An 18,339-nucleotide genomic window follows, 5' to 3' on the forward strand; every position below is an offset into this window, starting at 1 on the left:
CCGAAAAATGGCCGGCTTCAAATCGGAACACCGGCCGGATTGAAATCGGAATGACCGGCCGGCTTCAAATCGGAATCGATGGCCGGCTTCGTCGGAATACGCAAACAAGCGTCCTATCGAAGCTCGAGCGGGTCATTCCACGGATTGTCATCCGTTTTGCAGGCGACCAGCAGAGTGTTGTCGGCAGCGCAAGCGATGAGTCGTATGGCGAAGTCGAGTACAGCTATGGCGGCCGGTCGGCCGTCAGTCGATCGACCGGCACCGAGGAGTACTGCCGCTCCTTTATGGGCTCGCAAATGTACCTCTGCCCGTGCCGGCGACCGGGGCCGGCGATTATCCCGGCTATCCGCTCGTCGCGGCTCCGTGGATCGCGCTTCCCTGGTTCCTCGGCGGCCTGCCGCTGCTCGTCTGGTTGCTTGGTGGCGGAGCCGCCGCGCACCGGCCATCAAATACACTTCAAGCCAGAAGGAGATCAGCCGTGAACATCTTACATAGCCTCAAGACAATTGCCGCGGCAGGTGTCGGCTTGGTGGCCTTGCTGCTGCCCGCTTCGGCGGGCTCGCCGGACATCGTCAATTTTTCGGACGAGGAAATTGGCACAGATTCGAAGGCGATGCCCGGCGTGGTAGGCATTTGGCGGATCGAAATGGAAGGCGACAACAAGGTGTTGGCCGTCGATGGGCGCCAATGGAAGGAGGGACAGACTTCCGCTGGTCTCGCAGACAAGGCGCGGGCGCTCTATGGGGAGCGGTACGCCGAGTTTCTCGACCGCCTCCAGGCTTATGCATACTTCCCCTACGCAGTCTTTGAACGCACGCCAGATTTCCGCGATGGAGAGATCGCCGTCCGTTTCGAGGGCATCAGCGGCCGCATCGACCAGGGTGCTGGGATATTGTTCAACCTTAAGCCCAATGGCGACTATCTCACGATTCGCGCCAACCCTCTGGAGAACAACCTTGTGTTGTGGAAGTTCGAGAAAGGCAAACGCTCGTCGGTGACCTGGGTCAAGAACACCCCGACCCCAACCCATGAATGGCACGACCTGAAGGTGCGCATCGCCGGCACCAAGGTCGAAGGCTATGTCGACGGCAAGCTCTACCTCCAGGACAGCTGCCTGAGCCGGTGAGCGGGCGTGTTGGCTTGTGGTCGAAGGCCGACAGTCACGTGTATTTTGATGACTTCACCGTAACTCCGGCTGGTTAAGCGGTCCGCTTTCAACCAGTTTTCAAAGCTATCGGCGGTACGGTGCGCCGGAGTCCGGTCTTCCGGGCGCCCGCGTTTGGCCCGGTAATGGGTGATTATTTCCATCGCACACGAGACTCAAGAGGCGAGCCTGGCTTTTGCGAATCGATGCGTTCGGAACGATCAAAGGCCCGCTTCGTTCTGATCGGATGGACTGGATTAGACTAGGCCTCCTGGCATTGGCGGGGTTCCTCACCTGGACACTGAACACCCTATCGGCCGGAGGCGGAGGTCTATTGCTGATCCCGGCCGTGACTTTCATCACAGGCAGCGCCGCGGTTGCGCCGGTCATCACCTTGACCGAACTCATCGGCAATCCCATCCGCGCCCTGGCCTTTTGGCACGACATAGATTGGAGCTTGGTCCGTTGGTACCTGCCGGGCGCCATCGCCGGTGCCGCTGCGGGCTCCTGGCTCTTCGCCAACAGTCGGGCGGAATGGCTCCAGATACTCATAGGAATCTATCTGATCGGTGCAGTCTGGGAATTTCGCGGCGGGGCGCGCGAGCGGAGCTACCGAGCCCGGCGCTGGTGGTTCCTCCCGGCCGGCCTGATCGTCGCGCTGTTGTCGGCGCTGATGGGCACGGTGGGACCCGTCCTGAATTCGCTCTATCTGAACTACGGTTCGGAGAAGGAGACGTTGGTCGCCACGAAATCGGTGAACTCGTTTGTGACCGATGTCGTCAAGATCGCGGTATTCACTGGACTTGGCGCGCTCGGTGGTCAGGCGGCCGTATACGGCGTAGCCGCGGGTTTGGGCGCCGCGCTTGCCAATCTGCTGGCCAAGCGCTGGCTCGAACGCCTGAGTGGACGACAATTCCGCGGCCTTGTGGTCGCGCTCATGGCTGTCAGTGGAGCGCTGATGATATGGAACCAGCACAGCTTCGTTGTGCAGGCCTGGCGCGCGGCCACAAGAATGTCTTGACAATGTCGATGTTGGCTAGAGCGCCGCGGCGTAGCTTGGTTGACCGGTCGCGCGATACGCAGAAGCTGGCGAAAGGCCTGCGCGCGGCCCTCAACAAGGTCGCTGTCAAAAAGAGCTGGGCTTCCCGTCCGCCTAAATTAAATCAGACGGGGCTCTTCGGCTGGTTCCTTTGAACCCGTCGACCTAACCAGCTCAGCTTGGAGATTCGCGACGTCAGATGACGCTCAGTGTCACGGCCGCAAGAACAAGATAACGGCCGGCCTTGGCGGCAGTGACCAACAAAAGGAAAACCCGAAAAGGCTCGCGCAGGACGCCCGCGACGACGGTTAGCGGATCACCGACAACCGGCAGCCAACTCAGCAGGAGCGACCACTTTCCGTAGCGGCGATACCACACTTGCGCGCGCTCCAGTTGCGCTTGGTTCATCGGAAACCACCGTTGGCCCCGAAAGCGCTCGATGCCTCGCCCGAGCAGCCAGTTGATTACCGATCCAAGCACGTTGCCGACGCTCGCGACGGCGATGAGCAGCCAGGGCGAGTGATCCGCAAGCAGCAGCCCGGCCAGCACTGCTTCCGATTGCATCGGCAGGATCGTAGCGGCGAGCAAGGCCGCCAGGAACAGACCAGCATAGGCCGCGAGATCGGTCATTGAACCGGATATCCGCCAGTCGATCTAATGATGGTGACCTTCGGGTTCGACCATCTTGAACGGCAGCACCTGTTCGCGATCTTTCGCGGTCAGCACCAGACTTGCCTGGAACTCATGCGGTTCGGCAGGGGCGACGGTGCTCTCAAGCCGATGATGGTTGTCGGCGACGGGTTCGAGGCGAAGCGTCTCCGGCCCGTTGGGTCGGTCGATGATCACCGTGGCTGTCAAATCATCGGTGTGCCGTTCTATGGTCAGCCGCATCCGCTCGCCGGCCGCCGTGTCGACGATTTCCAACGTCCCCGCAGCCAGATCGCAGGCGACTTTGAAGGGCTCCGGCGCATGATGGTGAGCATGAGAGGCTTCCGCGCCAGTGACGGCCAGCCCGGCTGGGCTCACCAGGCGGACATTGGCTTCCGCCAACGCCGGCAAGTGGGCGAACAGCTCCTCCTTGAGGGCTTCGGTTACGCCCAGCACGTCCTTGGCCGTCGCCATCTCCGGAACACTGATGGCCACGTCGGCATGCAGACGATGTCCGATCCAGCGTGCCTGCACGCTTTCAACGCGCCCGATGCCCGACACGTGTTCGGCGGCATGATGGATTTCATCGACGATGGCGGGCTCGACTCCGTCGAGCATGCGGGTCAACACGGCTTTCGACGACTGCCAGACGATGGCGAAGATCGCCACGGTGATCAGCAGCCCGACGATCGGATCGGCAAGCGGAAAGCCCAGCCAGACGCCGATAGCGCCCAGGACAACCGCCAGGCTGGTAAAGCCGTCGGTGCGGGCATGGTAGCCGTCCGCGATCAGCGCAGCGCTGTTGATCTCTCGCCCGACGCGGATACGAAATACGGCGACCGCTTCATTGCCGATGAAGCCTATGAGGCCGGCGATGGCGACCCAGCCAAGAAACGTGATGGGACGCGGATTGATCAGCCGGTCGATCGCCTCGTAGCCGGCGACGATGGCACTGAAGAGGATGATGAGAACGATGACGATCCCGGCCAGATCCTCGACCCGGCCCAGGCCGTAGGTGAACGTCTTGCTCGGTTTGCGGCGGGCCAGTACGAACGCGATCCACAGCGGAATGGCAGTGGCCGCGTCGCCGACATTGTGGATCGTGTCGGCCAGCAGCGCCACGCTGCCGGAGAGGAACACGACCACGAGCTGAAGCGCTGCCGTGATGGCCAGAACGACGAATGACCATTTGATCGCCCAGATGCCGCGCGTCGTAGTGGCGATCGTCGGATCTATGACGCCATGGGTGTGGCCATGGCCACCATCACCGTGATCATGTCCGTGCCCCCCCATGCCATGCGTCATCGGGCCAAACCCAAACCAATCGCGAACTTTGTCCATCATGGCGCTTCTCACAGGTACTTGGTGATGTCCTTGAACTCGTCGATCGAGCGGCGCTGCTCGCGCGCCAACGGCCCGACAACGTCTTCAAGGCAATGGTTGAGATGATCCTGGATCAGGGTCTTCTTGGCCTGCGAGATGGCCTTCTCGACAGCGTGAAGCTGCTGGGCGAGGTCGAGGCAGGGCCGGCCCGCTTCGATCATTTCGATGACGCCCTTGAGATGTCCATCGGCCCTTTTCAGGCGCTTGACGATATCGGGGTGGGTTTCGTGGGTGTGGGGTTGGTGCCTCATATCCTGATACTATCCCCCTGGAAAGGATATGCAAGTCTCAAAGAGGCCTCGATTCTGATGTAGCAAAAACCATTCGTTAGGATTTTAGAGAATAATCACCGTTCATGCCGAATCGGATCCACAGCACGGTTTTTTGTCTGGTCATCGCTTTAGCGATGATGTTCGGCGTGCTGCGTCCTTTCGGCTATTCGACCTCACACGATCCGATCGCGATTGCCACCGCGGTTGAACGTCACGGCGGAGCCGCCGCATAGATCGAAGATCATGGCCACGCACACGATGATGGCCTTTCGGACGAGCAGAGCTTTGGACATTTTCACGGGCACAATGCGGCAGACCACTCGCACGAGACGGCGAGTACGCCCTCCGACTTCGCACCGACCGTTCCGCAGCTCGAACGGGGCTGGCTGAATTATCCGCTGACTTTCGTCGATCCGGACACGACATTCCGGCTCGAGCGACCGCCGAGACCATTCCTCGCCGCATGATCGCGGCCGCTCGCGCGGCCACCCTCAACGACGAAGATTGGAAATTCTATGCAAGGACCCTTCGACCGGGGCCGGCCACGCGCGCGCCACGCGCGTCGGCGACCCGCCCTGCCCCTGCTTATCGCTCTCCTAACGCTGCCGCTCCTGGGCGGGGCTGCCTTCGCCCACGCCGTGGCCGAGGGCGACAAGGGCTATATCCAGGAAATCTCGGGCATTAACGTGCTGCCCTTCATCTATCTCGGTGCCAAGCACATGGTGACCGGATACGACCACATCCTGTTCCTGTTCGGGGTAATCTTTTTCCTCTACCGGATGAAGCATATCGGCATCTATGTCAGCCTGTTCGCGCTCGGCCACTCCACGACCATGCTGCTTGGCGTCTATTTCAACGTCGGCATCAACAGCTACATAATCGACGCCATCATCGGGCTGTCCGTGGTCTACAAGTCGCTCGACAATATGGGCGCTTTCCAGAGATGGCTCGGCTTCCAGCCGAACACCAAGATCACGACGCTGGTCTTCGGCTTCTTCCATGGTTTCGGCCTGTCGACGAAGATCATCGAATACAACATCTCGCCGGACGGCCTGGTGGCCAACCTTTTGGCCTTCAATGTCGGCGTCGAGATCGGGCAGCTCTTGGCTTGGCGCCATCCTGATCGTGATGGGCTACTGGCGCCGGACACGAAGTTTCTGGCGCCACGCCTATACCGCAAACGTCATCATGATGACGGCTGGTTTCCTGCTGATCGGATATCAGCTCACCGGCCTGTTCGTCGCCGCATAAGGAACCGAATCATGTACAACACCGACCTTCCCAGCCGCGCCGATTTGCCGACGTCAGCGCAGCTGAAGCGCTCCACCTTCATTGCCGCGCTGACGGCTTTCGCATTGGTCATCACGGTCGTCATGCCGTCCGAGTATGCGATCGACCCGACCGGAGCAGGCAGATTGCTCGGCCTCACCAGAATGGGCGAAATCAAGACACAGCTGGCAGCCGAGGCGGCAGCCGACGAAATGGCCAGCGCGAAGGCACCAACCGAGCGGATGACGCAAATGGTCCCTCCGGCCGAGTTGATGGCGCGCATGGACCGAATCGAAAACCTCCTCGTCGCCCTGACCGCCGAACGGCCTGCTTTGCAGCCGTCGCCAACTGGGGAGGCCGTATCCCAAGACAATGTGACAGTTGGAGAGATCGCTCCTGCCGAGGCTCCGGCCATTGCTATAACGCCTGCCGCCGAAGCAACCTCGGAAGCCCCGATCCAGCCAGATGGAAGGCAAGACGAGCTATCCTTCACGTTGGCGCCAGGCCAGGGTGCCGAAGTCAAGCTCGTGATGCGGCAGGGCGCCAAGGCAAACTTTTCCTGGACAGCTGACGGCGGCGTGGTGAACTTCGAGACGCACGGCGATGGCGGCGGTCAGTCCGTCAGCTATGAAAAGGGTCGCAGCGTTCCAGCTGACGAAGGTGCCATTGAACCCGCCTTCGATGGAAATCATGGTTGGTTCTGGCGCAACCGCGGTGGCAGCGACGTGACCCTGACGATCCAGACTGAAGGCGACTACATCGACATCAAGCGTATGATCTAGCGCATACAGGGTCGCCCGGCGCCACTTCGAGCGTCGGGCGTCACCTATCCGTCTGTTCCACCGACGAGCGCAGATGCGCGTCGAAGCTTTGCGCCGCGACGAAGACACGGCTGACCTTCAGGTAAACGGGTCTTGATCCATCGCTCGATCTGGTTCACGGCATTTCAGCCCGACGAGATTTGCCAAACGGCTACGCCGGCAAGCGCCAAGCCGGCAGCGCCCTCAATGGCTCGGGAAATGGCATCGAACAGGCGTGGCCGGCTATCGAAAAAATGCACCAGACGTTCACGAAACAGGATCGACAGCACCGCAACGCAAGACAGCGTCAGCGCCACGCCGGCCATCATTGTGATTGCGAAAAGAATGCCGGCGACCGGAACGCCTCTGGATATCGCAAAGGTCATCACGAAAAGCGTCAGCGGGCATGGGATCAGGCCGGCCATGACGCCGACGGCCTCGCCCTCATGCTTGTGGTGATGGCCGTGGCTCAATGCGCGCCAGAGCATCCAAATGCCGATCAGGCCAAGCAGGCCCCGACTGACGTCTTCCAGCAGTGGGGCGCGGCCAACACTGCCCAGGGCAATCGATACCAACGGCAACGAGAGCGCCGCGATCAGCACGGCAATCGTTACATGCGTGAAGGAGAGTGTCAGCGACACCAGAAGCCCACGCCGGACGCTGGCGTCCGATCCTGCCAGATAGGTGGCCAGGACAGCCTTGCTATGGCCCGGCGTCAGCGCATGCGCCGCACCGAACAGAATGCCCATGGGCAGAAAGGCCGTGAACGCCAGCCAACCGCCGCCAGCCGCAAGCAGTTTGATCTGCTCGGCCAACGCCAGGTAGATCGTGCGTTGGAACTCGACCAGCGTCTGGAACATGGCCATCGAACCGGCTCCGGGTCAGCCGCACGTCAATTCGAGGCGCGTCGCGAAAATCTTGCCGAGATCGGTCCCCGTCGGGTCACTGAAGAACGCGTCTGTCAGGCTCTTCTGGTTCTGCGCGATGGCCGTGTCCGGATCTGGACGGACGACGGAACGTGAGCAGCCTTGCGGCAGACCGGCCACCGCAAGCTTTTCGTCGTCGGTAAAATCGATTGCCGTGTAGAAGGTCGGATCGTAGACACCGATACTGACTTTTCCAGCAAGGGCCAACGGGTCCTTCGGCTGCGTTTCGAACTGGACGACGAGTTGATGGTTTTCATAGCTGACGCTGAACTTCGGCGGTGGCGCCATCGTCACGTCCTTGCCGTTCAAGGTCACCATCTGAAAGTAGTTGTACTCGGCCAACGACGCATGGACGGTGAGAGCGACTTCATCGAGTTCCTTCGCATCAAGGACAAGGTCGGAATTCTTGTCGAATTCCATCAGCACAGTGCTGGAAAAGAGGTCGTCGAAACGCCAGAGATGCCGAAGCGACTTGACCGTCTTGTCTGGATCGACGGTCAGGTCCAGCTTCGCTTCGGCAAAGACATGCGGATGGGCGTTCGCTGCCGCGGTGGAAGCGAGCAACAGCGCCGCGCCGGATACCATGCCTGTCAGTTGCATTCTTCGCTCACATTTCGCTCGTCGATTCCGCATCAGGCAGGACACCTGCCATTGCAAGCAGGCCGAAATGGGACGGGCCAAAGCCCATACCAACCTTGATCGATCAGGGCTGTGTTGCTTCATCTAAGGAGGCAGCTACCCAAGGTCGCCCTTCAGCCAATGTTTGAGCATGATCACCGCGATACCAGCAAGGATTGCCAGCACTATCATCCAGATGATCTTTTGCCGATCGCTCAATTTCCTGCTCCTGATCGATTCAGAGCATTCCTATCGCGAGTTCCTTGCAAACGCAAAAAGCCCCGCGTCCCGTGCTGATAACACCAGCTGATCCGCCCTAGTCGTCGGCGATCGAGCTTGCAATGACCGTGTTCGATGTGATCCGGACCTCGGGAACGTCAAATGGACAAGTGCTTGCGATTGCAGACTGTCAATATGTAGAGTTTGGAAGCTTGCATTCCGTTTCTGTCCTCGCCGATTGTTTCGGCATCCGTCCGGGCGAAGAAACGCTCCTTGAATGCCGCGCGGTCGACATCGAATTAGCTTTATGGAGCAAGTTTGCACGGACTTGCCATTCAAGTGGCTTTTGTCACCGCGATCATGGTTTTGGCCGGGAGGTCGTCACCGGTCGCCTCCCAGCCCTGGAAGGCGCCTACGTCACCGACGGGGGCAAGTGCTGCGTCGCCGGACAACGGAGTCCATCCGCGTCTCCTGGCCGCAGGACGGTTCGTTCGAAGTCAGGTCCATGGGCAAGACAAATACCGTGAAAAGCTTCCAACGCCAGATCGACATTATCGGCACGCACCAGCGGCGATCTCAGGCATATAGCAGCGAGCGCCGGGATAAAGAGGGGCTTCGACATCAGCACACCGCAGGGTCAAAAAATGGACCCTCTGGCACGTTAGTCAAGAGTGCCATTTAGCGGGCCCAGCGGCTGCGACGAGATCGACCTCCATCCGACTGTCGGCGGCTGCGCCGTCGTCCCGTAGTATCATTCGCCAGTTATTCTCCGACGCGGTCCGCATTGAAGACCCGCGGTAGCCGTCGAACTTGTGTGTCCATCCCTCGGCCCTCGGGAGGCTTCTCCACCAGGGTGGGGATCAAAGGAGCGATGAACGCTGGCCGGCTGGTGCTGGCCACCTTGCTTGCGTCGTCAAATCGCCACCTGCCCAACCCTAGATTAGCCCGCGCATCGTCAGTTCAGCCTTCAGATAGGCATAATAGATCGGCGCGGCGACAAGACCTGGCATACCAAACCAGGCTTCCATAAAAAGCATCGCCAGAAGTAGCTCCCAGGCACGCGCATTGATCCGCGAACCGATGATCTTGGCGTTTACAAAGTATTCGAGCTTGTGAATGACGATGAGAAAGGCAAGCGAGCCGAGTGCTGCAAGGAAGGAGATGCTAAGGCTGACAACCACGATCACCGTGTTGGAGATCAGATTGCCGATGACCGGCAGAAGGCCGGCGACGAAAGTCAGCGCTATCATTGTCCTGATGAATGGCAGATCGATGCCGAAGGACGGCAGAACAGCGACGAGATAGACCGCCGTCAGAAACGTATTCAACGCCGAAATCCGGATTTGCGAGAACACGATGTTGCGAAAGGCCTTGCTCAGAATGTTGACACGATCTGCCAGCGCGACCGCCAGTGGGCCGGGCTCGCGCGATGGCGCCGCCGAGCTCACCGCGATCAAGCCGCCGATCACCATGCCGACGATAATGTGGACCACAAGGACGCCGACATCCCGCCCGACGAGTTGAAGCTGGCCGGCATGTTCGCGGAGCCACCGGGCCGCGAAGACTTCCAGTTCCTCGATGTTTGATGGAAAATAGGCCATCGCCCAGGTCGGGAGATGGACGCGCGCGGTATCGATGATCTCGGCCATCTTCTTGAGGAGCGTCACGACGTTCTCCGAACCGCCAGTCAATTGCGACATGCCGCTAAAGATAGCGGCGGCTATCAGGAGCGTGAAAATCAATGCCACCAAGGTCAGCGCAAGGCTTTTCGTCACGCTGCTGGAAACGCCGATTCGATGGAGCATCGGTGCGGCGAAATGAACGAGATTGAACACGAGAAGGCCCGAAAGCAGTGCCGGAAGCAGCCCGAGTTCGAGAACGGCGACGAGCGCAATGAGCGCGAGCAGACACGACGCGAGATAGAACCCTGAGAAAGTCAGCACTTTTCACCTGCAGAAGCAGCCAAGTCCTCTCCGGGTATATTTGCTTTGATACCCGGTGATGCGCAAGCGAACACGCGTTCAACACGTGTGTAAGGCTAACCGCCTCGGAGGTCCGATGCTTGCGCGCCAGGTCGCCCGCTTTTGCCCCGCCTCATGCTCACGCAGGACCGCGATGATCAGCTCTTCCGTAAACCGCTTTCTTTTCATCAGTCCGCCCTTCAATCGAGCCGGACTCTAATCTCAGGTGGAGGAAATTGCCCGTGGCAGGTCAGCCGCTCGAGAATGTTCATGCCGGTTGGCAAGAATGATCCTCTTGGTGGTGAACGCCGAAGTTCATTCCGCCGCGAAGACCATCAGATCCTCGAACCGGAACTCGACATGGTATTGGCCGGACGGAAGGGCGTCCCGGGAATAGCTCCGGATGGTCAGGTCATTGTTTCGAAAATGACTTCATGCCGATCGCCAAGGAAAAGGCTCTCGACGCAGGTCGTGGCGATACGTCCAGGGCCGTCCTCCCCGGACCACGTCACCCGCTCAAGCCGGACGAGTGCGGTGACTTTGGGGCCGACGGTCAGCTCCTGCTGGGCGCTGCCCACAAGATGGATGCCGTTGGCGACAATTTCCGCACGGTTGCCGTTGATGGCGGTACCACGCCGTCAAGGCGATTGCTGGCACCGATGAACTCTGCTGCAAACAGGCTCTTCGGCTTGTTGTAGATTTGCTTGGGTGTTCCGTCCTGTTCGATCTGGCCGCCGTTGAGCAGCAGGATGCGGTCGGCGAGCGCCATCGCTTCCACCTGATCATGGGTGACGCACAGCGCCGATAGCCCGAGATTGGTGATGAGGCGGCGCAGCCAGATCCGCGCTTCTTCGCGTAACTTGGCGTCCAGATTTGACAGCGGCTCATCGAGCAGAATCACGTTCGGCTCATAGACCAGCGCGCGGGCCAGCGCCACGCGCTGCTGCTGTCCGCCGGAGAGCTGCGGATAGCGTTCGCCCAGGCTTCAGCCCTGTTACCGTCAGCAGTTCAAGCCCAATCATTTGAGCTTTATCGACGGGCTGCGTGATGGCGTCTGCCTTCATGTGATCTGCGCATCCACGCCAAGAATGGGGCGCGTCGGTACATGACCCGCGCTGCAAGCTCACTTTGCCGCATTCAACGTATTCGACCGCACCGTGATCAGTCGCTAGTAGTAGATGCACTACCATCGCCATCAGGGGATTATGCTTCTGGCGATCGTGATGCTGATAGTGATTGCGCAATGCCATCATTTGCGTTTCAGAGAAGTATCCAATTGCGTCATTAAGAGGATATCATGCCGACAGGCGATGGCAGTTTGAGCGACATTCTTGGAATCTTGTTGGTTCTCCTACTCGTGGCCGCAAACGGCTTCTTTGTCGCCGCCGAGTTTTCCCTGGTCGCCGTGCGCCGAAGCCGAGTTGCCGAACTCGCTGCGGCTGGGCGGCTGAACGCGGCAGCGCTCCAGCGGGCCGTCGACAATCTCGATGCCAATCTGGCGGCGACCCAGCTCGGCATCACCATTTCATCGCTAGCACTCGGCTGGATCGGCGAACCTGCTCTCGCGCATCTCGTCGAGCCTCTCTTGATCGGGCTGCTCGGGTCGTTGGCGAGTGCGGGCTCACACACTGTCGCCGTCGCGATCGCTTTCATCATGATCACCGCGCTTCACATCGTGCTTGGCGAGCTCGCACCAAAGAGTCTGGCGCTCCAGCGCAGCGAAGACACTGCGCTCTGGGTCGTGCGTCCGCTCGGTCTGTTCCTCTTTCTGCTCAGGCCGGCGATTCTAATGCTGAATGGTCTCGGCAACCTCGTTCTGCGACTCTGCGGCCTGCGCCCGGGAACCGGTGAGGATTCATTGCACTCGCCAGACGAGCTGAAGCTTCTGATCTCGGCCAGTCAGGAAGGCGGGCTGTTGCAGCAGGCGCAGCGGGAGATGGTCGAGCGGGTCTTCAATATCGGCGAGCGCCGCATCAGTGACATCATGACGCCTCGGCCGGATATCGACTGGATCGACGTGAATGATAACCGAACCGAGATTCTTCGTACGGTCCGCGATTGCCGCCATGAGCAGCTCCTTGTTGGCAAGGGCGGTATCGATGAACTGCTCGGCATGGTTCTGAAGAAGGACATGCTCGACCAGGTTCTTGACGGGCAGGTTCTCGATCCGATGGCGATCATCCGTGAGCCGCTCGTCGTTCATGAGTCAACGCCGATTTTCAAAGTGCTGGAGCAGTTCAGGAAGGCGCCCGTCCGCATAGCAATGGTCCTCGACGAGTACGGAAGTCTGGAAGGAATTGTTACCCAGACCGATTTGCTCGAAGCCATCGCCGGCGACCTGCCCAACATCGAAGGCGAAGAGCCGGATGTCGTCGAGCGTGAAGACGGCTCCCTTCTCGTGGATGGTATGATGTCGGCCCAGGACGCGTTCGATCGCCTTGGTTTTCGAGCACGGCCAACTGAAGGCGATTTCCATACGATCGCAGGATTTGCCCTGTTTCGACTAGGGCATCTGCCTGAGGTTGGGGAACATTTTGAGTATGGCGGCTGGCACTTCAAGATCGTGGACATGGATGGCCGGCGGATCGACAAACTGCTCGCACGAAGGAACTCTCCCACGGGACGGCAAGAAACATCGGAGGTAGATGGGCTCAGAACATAGGCCAATGAATAGGCCACCATGGCTCGTCGAGGTCGCCAGTGCCCGCGAACCAACTGTATCCAACGTGACTGACAGTGATGCACAATCATCCGGTCGACAAAAGGCGAAAGCACCCGCACCACCGCCATGGCGTTGCCGGTCGTCTCGACAACGACCTCGTCCGTCCTGTTCAAGCTGCGGCCAAATCCCTCCAGTCCGGAGCGGGTCATGTCGACCCGTCCGTGATGGCGCAGCCGGCCATCTTCCCAGAAAACCACTCCGCAAAGGTGCGGTGGGATGTCCATTCCAATTACACGTCTCATTGGCCCCCTCTCTCCTTGAACAATCGGGAGCCGGCGGGCGACGCGACACCTACGGATCCGCGCTCTTCGCAACCGGGCAGGTCGCAGGGGCAGCCAGCTACTAACGCGAGCTTGCAGCTCATCGAATACATCGGCCTGTCCGCATTTGGCGTGCTCCCGGTGCCCCTGTCCCGGATGGTCACACCATACGCTGAAAATCTCGCATCTCCAGCGGGGGATCAGATGGCACCCTCATGATCATACCGGTTACCAACCCGATCGAGCGCCTCAGCGTTGAGATCAAGCGGCGCACCGAGGTCATCGGCATCTTCCCAAACGATGACGCCATCGTCCGTCTGGTTGGCGCGATCCTGCTCGAGCAGAACGATGAATGAGCCGTGCAGCGGGCGAGATCCATTACGCTGGAAACCATCAGCCAAATGAGCGATGATCCGCTCATCAGCCTGCTGTGGCGCGCTGATCATTCCCGGCCCATGCCGGAAGCTGCGGCGACCAAGCCGTCAACTACACCACTCGCTGGGACACGATCCTGATGCGCTCACGCTTCAAGCCAAGACCGCAATCCAGATAGCGAGCCAATCATGAAATCCGAGACAGCAGCCACCGAAAGCGTTGAGCCGGCGCCTAAGGCTGTTCCATCGGGTTGGCGAGTGTTGATGACACGCGAACGTTGGACCGAAGTCGCTCGCATTATATTTACCGGCCTGATGGCCTTTCTGTACTGGCAACAGCTGATCCCCATTCAAGCTTTGTGGGGGGCGGTTGCCATCGGCTTGTATCCGCTCGTCAGAACCGGCGCCTTTGACGTCGTAAAAGAGCGCAAGATCGGTACCGAGATATTCGTCACCATCGCTACGGTGGTAGCGCTGATCGGAGGCGAGACCGTCGCCGGCGCGGTCCTCATGGTGATCATTCTGATCGCGGAGTTCATCGCCGATCTGAATATGGATCGTGCGCGAGCCTCAATCAAAGACCTGATCGGCTCGGTGCCCCAAGTCGCGCTTGTGCGGGACGCAGGTGGCGAACGCATCGTCCCGATCGAGAATTTGCGCGCGGGCGACGTTGTCTTGGTGCGGGCCGGCGAGAAGATCCCGGTCGATGGCACCGTCGTCGGTGGAGCGGCTTCGGTCAACGAAGCATCGATCACTGGAGAGAGCATTCCCAAGGACAAGAGGGATGGCGCCGATGTCTTTGCCGGAACCATCGTCGAATCCGGCGCCCTCGACATCGAGACCGAGAAGGTTGGTGCCGACACCACCTTTGCCCGCATCATCAGTCTGGTCGAGAATGCCGAAGCGGAACAGGCACCCGTCCAGAAACTGGCGGATAAGGTCGCGTCATGGCTGATCCCGGTCGTGCTGATCTTCCTCGTTGCGGTTTATCTTTATACCCACGACGTTCGGATGATCGTCACTCTGCTGATTTTCACATCGCCTGCCGAACTCGGATTGGCGACTCCTCTGGTGATTATCGCAGCCATTGCGCGAGCCGCACGCAGTGGAATTCTGGTCAAGGGGGGCGTCTATCTGGAGTCTTTGGCCAAGGTCGATGTCCTGGTGTTCGACAAGACAGGCACCCTGACGGCGAACAAGCCCGAGGTTGTCGGCGTGGAGATGCAGGACGGCACGCTTTCGGAAGCTGATCTGCTCAGCCTTGCCGCCGCCGCCGATCGGCGTTCGGCTCACCCCTTGGCGAAAGCGGTCGTCAACTATGCCGCCCGGATGAAAATCGATGTCCCGGAACCGGACCAATACGAGCAGTTGCAGGCGCGCGGTGTGAAGGCGACGGTCTCCGGACGCATCGTGCTGGTCGGGAATGCATCGTTGCTGCGCGAGGCCGGCGTGCCGCTTTCCGATGCGATCGAAAAGGGCGGACAGACGCCGTTCACGTCGCGGTCGATGGGAAATTCGCGGGCGTGATTTTTATTGCCGACACATTGCGACCAGGTGCGCGCGAAGCGCTGGCAAAGCTCCGTGCAACCGGGGTCAAGCGCATGGTGATGGTGACGGGTGACAATGAGGCCACAGCGCCGACCATCGCCAACGAGCTCGGCGTGGATGAAGTGCGTGCCAATCTGATGCCGCAGGACAAGGTCACCGCCATCGCCGAACTGCAAAAGCAGGGCCATCGCGCATGGTCGGCGACGGGATCAACGACGCGCCGGCGTTGGCACGCGCCGATGTCGGCATTGCGATGGGCGGCGGCGGCACGCAGGCAGCGCTGGAAGCGGCCGACATTGCATTGATGAAGGATGATCTGGCAAGAATTGTCAGCGCCCGCGCGATTGCGCGACGCGCTTACCGGACAATTCAGGAAAATATCTTCGTCGGTGTCGGTGTTGTGCACGTCTTGGGCATTACCGCAGCGCTGATGGGCTGGATCGGTCCTATCCAGGCAGCGATTTTGCACTTGGGCCAGACGTCCTGGTGTTCCTGAATTCGGCAAAACTGCTGCGCGTTCGAATCCAAGATGTTTAGCGCATCTCTTTGGAGCCTAAGGCGCTTGCAGTTCTTTGGACGACAAACGCGTTCATTTCGCATTGTCCACGAAACCGGGGCAACCGCAACCAGAGTACGCTTACTACTGTGGCGCTGGTGGCGCTGTGCCGCCAAACCACCCAGCCGCATACCCGATCACAAACAACACCACGATCACGGCTGCCACACCGTACCAGAGGCGCCTGTCCGTGAAATTCATCGTTAGCCTCCAAATGTCGCGCTGCGCCTGGCGACCCAGCGATTTCTTCGATCAGCGTAAGGCCTGTCTGCGGTGCCAAAGCCGCCGGCTGCAAGCGGTTCGCGGAGCAGCGAGCACAGTCGAGCCCGGCGCCACTCCATCTTGCAAAACGCAAGGGCAACGCGAAGTTGCCGACTATCTCATGTCGCACGGCGTCGTCTTGCCAACGCCGGCCCCGATCTCAGCGAAGTTTGGCTTCTGCCGACGTCGAGAAAGGCCGGACCTACTTCACCCGTGCGTGTGACCGTTGTCAAAATGCCGAGCCACTGGGACACTGGGAGGGAACAAAACGGGACCGAACTTGTGGAGCGTCGTCGGCCGCGATAAGGCATCCATGGCAAAATGCGTTACTCCGACGCTTTGCTCGGCTGGGAAGGCGTGTGGACGTACGAGGACCTGAACAGATTTCTCTTCGGGCCCATGCTCACCACGCCGGGCGTTAAGATGGAGATACCTGGTGTCTCGGACGAGACCGAACGGGTCAACCTGATCGCGTACTTGCGCACACTCAGTGACAAGCCGATGCCGCTACCCTGAATCGATGATCTCTTGCACAAGTACTGCTACGGACCTGCGTCGGCGGTGATGTCACAAAAACAGAGATGGGCTGTGGTTGTGACTTTTGGGAATGATTTCAGGCGATCACGCCGGCAGCAGCTTTCCATTGCGCCATGGCATTCAGGCGGTGAAGATGGATCTGAAAGGCGGAGCGTTTTGAATGGGCGGGACGAAGAGATTGCGGACTGCAGAAAAGGTCGAGAGGAAACGCTGGAAGCTCCCCGGCGATCGAAAGCCTTGCATCATACGCTCTCGTTTTCGCAGTGACACATGCGAATTCTCCGCTCTGTTGTTCAAGCCCTTGTGCGACCGGTGCTCGACGTCCGGCATGACCTGACGCCGCGCTGCTCCCTAGGAGCCGAGCTTGTCGGTGATCATGCGCTTCGGCACCTGGCCCTGCTTCTTCAACAGCCGTGTCAGCAAGCGCTTGGCGGCCTTGTATTGCGCCGGGTCCGGACGATCTCGTCGAGCACATAGCCGTCCTGGTTGACGGCCCGCCATAACCAATGCTTCTTGCCGGCGATCGTGATGCCGACTTCGTCGAGGGGCCAGATATCATTCGACTGGGCTGCTTGCGGCGCAGGCGCCGAGCGTAGTCCAGCCCGAACTTCTTTCCCCACCGACGGATCGTCTCATAGGAAACGATAATGCCGCGCTCCAGCAGCATTTCTTCGACATGACGCAGGCTCAGCGGAAATCGATAATACAGCCATACCGCGTGGGCGATGATCTCGGGTGGGAACCGATGCCGTTTCTAGCTGATCTGCGAAGTGTTCATCCCCAGCATCTATCGCAGCGATCCCTGACACGCGGTTGCCGTGACAACGCCCCTATGCCTCGCTCGATAGCATATTGCGAGCGGCATAGAGTTCGCCAATGAAGTCGGTGATCAAAGTCGAATTGATGCCGTCCGGCGGGCGCAGGAGTAGCGCGCGGAAATTGACGGCTGGCTCGAATGGCCTGGCCAAAATACTGCCGATCATGCCGTCCGCAATGACGGAGGGATTGACCAAGCCGATCCCCATGCCCTTCGCTGCGAGGATGGCGATTGTCAGGCCGTAGGGCGTTTCGATCAGGATGCGCGGTCGCACCCCATGCGCGGCCAGGATCTTGTCCATCGCGAGCCGCGCCGTATCTTCCGGCGACAATGCCAGGAAGGCCTCGTCGGCGAGATCGGCCGGTGTGATTATCTCCTTCCGTGCCAGCCGGTGGTTCTTCGGCATCACGCAGACGGCGCGCGGTGTGGTGAAGACGCTGTGCAGCACGCCGCTGGTGTCGACCTCGTCGGCCGCGAGCCCGATATCGAAACTGCCAGAGGCGACCAGGTCGCGCACGATATTGGAGGTGCGGACCTGATAGCTGATTCGCACCTGCGGATGCCGGTGCGAGAACGCTACGATGGCGCGCGGCACCAGCCCATGCCCGAGTGCCGACAGGGAGGCGACGCGGATGGTACCGGTGCCGACCTCCTTGATCTGGGCCGCCCGCAGCTTCAGCCGGTCGAGCCCGACCAGGTTGGCTTTCACCTCGGCATGGAACAACTCCCCTTCGCGTGTCGGCACCAGCCTGCCACGAATGCGGTCGAAAAGCCTGAAGCCGAGTTCAGCCTCTAGCTTGGCTAGCGAACGGCTGATGGCCGGCTGCGAGGTGTCGAGCAGCGCGGCCGCCGCGCCGGCGCCGCGCGTGATCATGATCGCGTTGAAGACATCGATGTCGCGCAGGTTCATAGTGCAGCCCATATCAAAAGCGAATTAACTTTATCGCTGCGGTCATAGATAGCAATGGATGAGCCCGCTAACTTT

At 60.0% G+C, this 18,339-nt stretch carries 17 protein-coding genes and 4 pseudogenes; 11 read left to right on the forward strand and 10 right to left on the reverse strand.

The window, feature by feature from the left end:
- Positions 1-310 precede the first annotated feature (310 nt).
- Positions 311-1,126, forward strand: coding sequence for a hypothetical protein (locus NKJ13_RS28750; RefSeq protein WP_352779088.1), 816 nt, complete (start codon positions 311-313; stop codon positions 1,124-1,126).
- A gap of 265 nt (positions 1,127-1,391) precedes the next feature.
- Entirely contained in the window at positions 1,392-2,165 is a 774-nt protein-coding gene (locus NKJ13_RS28755) for a sulfite exporter TauE/SafE family protein (RefSeq protein ID WP_352779162.1), read from the forward strand.
- A 213-nt stretch (positions 2,166-2,378) separates the two neighbouring features.
- Here the strand turns inward: NKJ13_RS28755 and NKJ13_RS28760 are convergent, their stop codons facing one another.
- From NKJ13_RS28760 to NKJ13_RS28770, 3 genes are read right to left on the reverse strand one after another with little or no spacing between them, the layout of a single operon-like run.
- Positions 2,379-2,813 carry a YqaA family protein gene (locus NKJ13_RS28760; RefSeq protein WP_352779091.1) on the reverse strand — a complete coding sequence of 145 codons (435 nt, stop codon included), beginning with the start codon at positions 2,811-2,813 and terminating at the stop codon, positions 2,379-2,381.
- Positions 2,814-2,837: 24 nt separating this feature from the next.
- Positions 2,838-4,175 carry a cation diffusion facilitator family transporter gene (locus NKJ13_RS28765; protein WP_352779094.1) on the reverse strand — a complete coding sequence of 446 codons (1,338 nt, stop codon included), beginning with the start codon at positions 4,173-4,175 and terminating at the stop codon, positions 2,838-2,840.
- 8 nt (positions 4,176-4,183) lie between these two features.
- Complete coding sequence (locus NKJ13_RS28770) at positions 4,184-4,465, reverse strand: metal-sensing transcriptional repressor (RefSeq protein WP_352779097.1); 282 nt, start codon at positions 4,463-4,465, stop codon at positions 4,184-4,186.
- Positions 4,466-4,569: 104 nt separating this feature from the next.
- Between NKJ13_RS28770 and NKJ13_RS28775 the strand changes: the two genes are divergently transcribed.
- From NKJ13_RS28775 to NKJ13_RS28785, 3 genes and pseudogenes are all read left to right on the forward strand, one after another.
- A complete protein-coding gene (locus tag NKJ13_RS28775; RefSeq protein WP_352779100.1) occupies positions 4,570-4,719 on the forward strand; it encodes a hypothetical protein in 150 nt (49 codons plus the stop codon).
- Positions 4,720-5,001: 282 nt separating this feature from the next.
- A pseudogene (locus NKJ13_RS28780) lies at positions 5,002-5,737 on the forward strand (HupE/UreJ family protein).
- 11 nt (positions 5,738-5,748) lie between these two features.
- Positions 5,749-6,537, forward strand: a complete 789-nt coding sequence (locus tag NKJ13_RS28785; protein ID WP_352779102.1) for a TolB-like translocation protein — start codon at positions 5,749-5,751, stop codon at positions 6,535-6,537.
- Positions 6,538-6,701: 164 nt separating this feature from the next.
- Here NKJ13_RS28785 and NKJ13_RS28790 read toward each other — a convergent pair whose 3' ends face one another.
- From NKJ13_RS28790 to NKJ13_RS28810, 5 genes and pseudogenes are all read right to left on the reverse strand, one after another.
- Entirely contained in the window at positions 6,702-7,415 is a 714-nt protein-coding gene (locus tag NKJ13_RS28790) for a HoxN/HupN/NixA family nickel/cobalt transporter (protein WP_352466347.1), read from the reverse strand.
- A gap of 21 nt (positions 7,416-7,436) precedes the next feature.
- Positions 7,437-8,081, reverse strand: a complete 645-nt coding sequence (locus NKJ13_RS28795; RefSeq protein ID WP_502901952.1) for a DUF1007 family protein — start codon at positions 8,079-8,081, stop codon at positions 7,437-7,439.
- A 1,172-nt stretch (positions 8,082-9,253) separates the two neighbouring features.
- Entirely contained in the window at positions 9,254-10,261 is a 1,008-nt protein-coding gene (locus NKJ13_RS28800; RefSeq protein ID WP_352779104.1) for an AI-2E family transporter, read from the reverse strand.
- A 100-nt stretch (positions 10,262-10,361) separates the two neighbouring features.
- Positions 10,362-10,468: pseudogene (locus NKJ13_RS28805) on the reverse strand (transposase); the annotation flags it as partial.
- Positions 10,469-10,832: 364 nt separating this feature from the next.
- The gene (locus tag NKJ13_RS28810; RefSeq protein WP_502901954.1) at positions 10,833-11,261 is read right to left on the reverse strand and encodes an ABC transporter ATP-binding protein; all 429 of its coding nucleotides are present in this window, start codon (positions 11,259-11,261) and stop codon (positions 10,833-10,835) included.
- Positions 11,262-11,576: 315 nt separating this feature from the next.
- Here NKJ13_RS28810 and NKJ13_RS28815 point away from each other — a divergent pair, with 315 nt between their 5' ends.
- The 6 genes and pseudogenes from NKJ13_RS28815 to NKJ13_RS28840 all read left to right on the forward strand — a co-directional run bounded on the left by NKJ13_RS28815 (position 11,577) and on the right by NKJ13_RS28840 (position 16,516).
- Positions 11,577-12,941 (forward strand): hemolysin family protein, encoded by a 1,365-nt coding sequence (locus NKJ13_RS28815; protein WP_352779106.1) that lies wholly within the window; start codon positions 11,577-11,579, stop codon positions 12,939-12,941.
- A gap of 550 nt (positions 12,942-13,491) precedes the next feature.
- Positions 13,492-13,776: pseudogene (locus NKJ13_RS28820) on the forward strand (transposase); the annotation flags it as partial.
- A 123-nt stretch (positions 13,777-13,899) separates the two neighbouring features.
- Positions 13,900-15,162, forward strand: a complete 1,263-nt coding sequence (locus NKJ13_RS28825) for a heavy metal translocating P-type ATPase (RefSeq protein ID WP_352779108.1) — start codon at positions 13,900-13,902, stop codon at positions 15,160-15,162.
- Complete coding sequence (locus NKJ13_RS28830) at positions 15,063-15,488, forward strand: HAD family hydrolase (protein ID WP_352779168.1); 426 nt, start codon at positions 15,063-15,065, stop codon at positions 15,486-15,488. Before NKJ13_RS28825 ends, NKJ13_RS28830 begins: the two co-directional genes overlap by 100 nt.
- Complete coding sequence (locus tag NKJ13_RS28835) at positions 15,488-15,679, forward strand: hypothetical protein (protein WP_352779110.1); 192 nt, start codon at positions 15,488-15,490, stop codon at positions 15,677-15,679. The genes NKJ13_RS28830 and NKJ13_RS28835 overlap by 1 nt, the downstream gene beginning before the upstream one ends.
- Before the next feature lie 642 nt (positions 15,680-16,321).
- Positions 16,322-16,516, forward strand: a complete 195-nt coding sequence (locus tag NKJ13_RS28840; RefSeq protein ID WP_352779112.1) for a c-type cytochrome — start codon at positions 16,322-16,324, stop codon at positions 16,514-16,516.
- A 97-nt stretch (positions 16,517-16,613) separates the two neighbouring features.
- Here the strand turns inward: NKJ13_RS28840 and NKJ13_RS28845 are convergent.
- A pseudogene (locus tag NKJ13_RS28845) lies at positions 16,614-17,267 on the reverse strand (IS6 family transposase).
- 100 nt (positions 17,268-17,367) lie between these two features.
- Complete coding sequence (locus NKJ13_RS28850; RefSeq protein ID WP_352779114.1) at positions 17,368-18,264, reverse strand: LysR family transcriptional regulator; 897 nt, start codon at positions 18,262-18,264, stop codon at positions 17,368-17,370.
- Between the last annotated feature and the right edge of the window lie 75 nt (positions 18,265-18,339).

Source organism: Mesorhizobium sp. M0174, assembly GCF_040322275.1.
GTDB lineage: Bacteria > Pseudomonadota > Alphaproteobacteria > Rhizobiales > Rhizobiaceae > Mesorhizobium.

Bases quoted from the DNA above. Each gene is read 5' to 3' on its own strand.
- NKJ13_RS28755 (WP_352779162.1), top strand. From the start codon at position 1,392: ATGGACTGGATTAGACTAGGCCTCCTGGCATTGGCGGGGTTCCTCACC.
- NKJ13_RS28760 (WP_352779091.1), bottom strand. From the start codon at position 2,813: ATGACCGATCTCGCGGCCTATGCTGGTCTGTTCCTGGCGGCCTTGCTC.
- NKJ13_RS28765 (WP_352779094.1), bottom strand. From the start codon at position 4,175: ATGATGGACAAAGTTCGCGATTGGTTTGGGTTTGGCCCGATGACGCAT.
- NKJ13_RS28770 (WP_352779097.1), bottom strand. From the start codon at position 4,465: ATGAGGCACCAACCCCACACCCACGAAACCCACCCCGATATCGTCAAG.
- NKJ13_RS28775 (WP_352779100.1), top strand. From the start codon at position 4,570: ATGCCGAATCGGATCCACAGCACGGTTTTTTGTCTGGTCATCGCTTTA.
- NKJ13_RS28785 (WP_352779102.1), top strand. From the start codon at position 5,749: ATGTACAACACCGACCTTCCCAGCCGCGCCGATTTGCCGACGTCAGCG.
- NKJ13_RS28790 (WP_352466347.1), bottom strand. From the start codon at position 7,415: ATGTTCCAGACGCTGGTCGAGTTCCAACGCACGATCTACCTGGCGTTG.
- NKJ13_RS28795 (WP_502901952.1), bottom strand. From the start codon at position 8,081: ATGCAACTGACAGGCATGGTATCCGGCGCGGCGCTGTTGCTCGCTTCC.
- NKJ13_RS28815 (WP_352779106.1), top strand. From the start codon at position 11,577: ATGCCGACAGGCGATGGCAGTTTGAGCGACATTCTTGGAATCTTGTTG.
- NKJ13_RS28825 (WP_352779108.1), top strand. From the start codon at position 13,900: ATGACACGCGAACGTTGGACCGAAGTCGCTCGCATTATATTTACCGGC.
- NKJ13_RS28835 (WP_352779110.1), top strand. From the start codon at position 15,488: ATGAAGGATGATCTGGCAAGAATTGTCAGCGCCCGCGCGATTGCGCGA.
- NKJ13_RS28840 (WP_352779112.1), top strand. From the start codon at position 16,322: ATGCGTTACTCCGACGCTTTGCTCGGCTGGGAAGGCGTGTGGACGTAC.
- NKJ13_RS28850 (WP_352779114.1), bottom strand. From the start codon at position 18,264: ATGAACCTGCGCGACATCGATGTCTTCAACGCGATCATGATCACGCGC.